We start from the raw sequence: 2,458 nt of genomic DNA, 5'->3' as shown, positions 1-2,458 counted from the left end.
ACCGGCGCCGGCCACCGGCCCGCCGCCGCGCACGCCGAGGCGCTCGCCCTGCTGGCCGCGGACACCTCGGCCTGGCTGAGCTGGTACCACCGCTCGGTGCTCCTGGACGCCCTCGAACACCTCCACCGCACCCTGACGCGCACCGCGCGGTGACCCGGCCCGCCCCGGTGTGCGTCACCGGCCCGCTGCTGGGAACCCGGACCGGGCACGTACCCGTACCACCCGGAGGGAGGCCGGCGCATGTCCAATCCGCAGCAGCCCGAACAGCGGCGCAGCGACAAGGGAGGCGCCACCCCGCAGGACAGCGGTGAGCTGAAGGCCCGCCAGAGCGCCGAGCGTGCCTCGGGCGCCCGCCCGCACGGCTCGGACAAGGGCGGCAAGGGCGGGGGAGAGGGCGGCGGAGTGCCGCCGGCACAGCAGCCGGATCACCCCTGACCGCACCCTTCCGCGCAGGCCGCACACGGCATGGCCCGCGTCGGCCGACGGACGCCCCCGGGACGTTTTCCGCGTCCCCGGGGGCGTCCGTCGGTCTGGAGGGTGATGGTGCCGGACGGTGATGGTGTGGGCGTGGCCGGTGTGGCTCAGTGGGCCCCCAGCCCGCCCCCGCCGAACGAGCCGCTGGAGCCCTTGCTCCAGCGCGGGCGCTCCTTCGACGCGCTCGGCCGGGTGTCCATGTTGGACAGGTCGTACGGGGTGAGCGGGCGTTCGCCCTTGGGGATCTTGGGTATCTCCGCGGACTCCCGGTTCTGCCGGACCTCGTGCACCGGTCCGCCCGGCGGCATCTTGGGCTGTTCCTCGGGGCGCGGGCGCGGCGACTCGCGGTACCGGACGCGGGAGGTCATCCAGAAGCCGCCGGCGAGCAGCGCGAGCACGCCCACGGCCACGACGAACAGTACGAGGCTCATCAGGCCACTCGGCGCGGCCAGCTGCATCGATGCGGTGTTCATAGAACAGGAATACCCCTCCGATAACCATACAAATCCGGACACTATGGGTGAGCGCCGGTGGCGCAAAGACGTCGCGCGAACCGGTGGCCGTACGCCCCGGGGCGGTGGTTTGCGCCGGCTCCTCCCGGGCTACCCGGCCGACGTGACATCGCCGACTTCCCAGCAGCTGTACCGGTTCCTGGAGGACCGTTTCACCTGTGCCCAGGCGTGCACGGAGTGCGCCCGGGCCTGTGCCGTGCGGGCGAGTCTGGTCGACCCCGACGGCAGCGAGGACCAGGAGCGCGTGCGCCGGCTGGGCATCATGTGCGCCGAGGCGTGCGACGCCACCTGCCGGGTGCTGAGCGAGGAGAACCAGCGGGACGAGGAGGGCATCCGGGCCCGGGTGGACTGGTGCCGCTCGGTCTGCCTGGAGTGCGCCCGGGCGTTCGATCGACACCCCGGCGCCGAGTCGGCCGCGGCCAGCTGCCGGGCCTGCGCCGACGCCTGCGCGGACTTCCTGGAACTGCTCGGCTGAGCACCGTAGGCGTCCGTAGCACCCCTCGCCGGCCCCAGCCCCCGTATCGCTCTCGCCCGGCCACGCACGGGATGTGCCGTCGACGTGTCCGGCGTGTGTCCGTTTCCGGGGCGGGGCTGGGAGGATGGGCCGGTGGTGTCGACGGACCGACAAAGGGGTGACTTCTGATGGCCGTGGCCACGTCCGCGGACACGGGTGATCCCGGGCTGTTCACGCCCGGCTCGGTGACCTGGCAGATGCACGCTGACCCCATGATGTGGGTCGCGGGGGTGCGGGCGCTGTATCTCCAGGCGCTGCATCCACGGGCGGTGCGGGGAGTGACGCAGAACTCGGACTTCCGGCGGGACGCCTGGGGGCGGCTGCGGCGGACCGCGGACTTCGTGGGGACGACGACGTACGGCACCACCGAGGCAGCCGAGCGGGCCGGGGCCCGGGTGCGCGGGATCCACGCCAGGCTGACGGCGACCGACCCGGACACCGGCGAGCGGTACGGCCTCGACGAGCCCGCGCTGCTGCTGTGGGTGCACTGCGCGGAGATCGACTCCTATCTGCACGTCCTGCGCCGCTCGGGCTTCCCGCTCACCGACGCCCAGGCCGACCGGTACGTGGCCGAACACCGCGCCGGCGCCCGGCTGGTGGGGCTCGGCCCCGAGACCGTACCGGCGAGCCGCGCCGAACTGGCCGCCTACTTCGAGAAGGTACGGCCGGAACTCGCCGCCGGCCCCGAGGCGCGCGAGGTGGACGACTTCCTGCGCCGCCCGCCGGTCCACCCGCTCCTGCTCCCGGCGCGGGAGGTGGCGTGGCGGTGGGTGGCACGCCTGGCGTACGCCTCCCTGCCCGCGTACGCCCACGAGCTGTACGGCAGACCCGCCCCCACGCCCGCCGCCGTCACCCGGAGCCTGCGGGCCACCGGCGCCGTGCTGCGAGCGATACCCGCCCGGGTGCGCTGGCAACTCCCCCCGAAGCACATCCTGCGCGCCGTGGCCCGCCTCGGCCC

Annotated in this window: 4 protein-coding genes; 3 read left to right on the top strand and 1 reads right to left on the bottom strand. The window is 74.2% G+C overall.

Going from position 1 to position 2,458, the window contains the following annotated elements:
• Positions 1-240 precede the first annotated feature (240 nt).
• A complete protein-coding gene (locus H5J33_RS31095) occupies positions 241-435 on the top strand; it encodes a hypothetical protein (RefSeq protein WP_181798100.1) in 195 nt (64 codons plus the stop codon).
• 146 nt (positions 436-581) lie between these two features.
• On the opposite strand, the gene H5J33_RS31090 is transcribed toward H5J33_RS31095, so the two are convergent.
• On the bottom strand, positions 582-947 hold the full coding sequence (locus H5J33_RS31090) for a DUF6479 family protein (RefSeq protein ID WP_258565527.1): 366 nt from the start codon (positions 945-947) through the stop codon (positions 582-584).
• A gap of 142 nt (positions 948-1,089) precedes the next feature.
• Between H5J33_RS31090 and H5J33_RS31085 the strand changes: the two genes are divergently transcribed.
• A complete protein-coding gene (locus tag H5J33_RS31085; protein WP_181798099.1) occupies positions 1,090-1,461 on the top strand; it encodes a ferredoxin in 372 nt (123 codons plus the stop codon).
• 167 nt (positions 1,462-1,628) lie between these two features.
• Positions 1,629-2,458: oxygenase MpaB family protein (locus H5J33_RS31080; protein ID WP_181798098.1), on the top strand; the 830-nt coding region annotated here is incomplete at its 3' end.

Source organism: Streptomyces sp. WELS2 (assembly GCF_013870595.1).
Taxonomy (GTDB): domain Bacteria; phylum Actinomycetota; class Actinomycetes; order Streptomycetales; family Streptomycetaceae; genus Streptomyces.
This window is presented reverse-complemented; position numbering and strand designations above follow the sequence as displayed.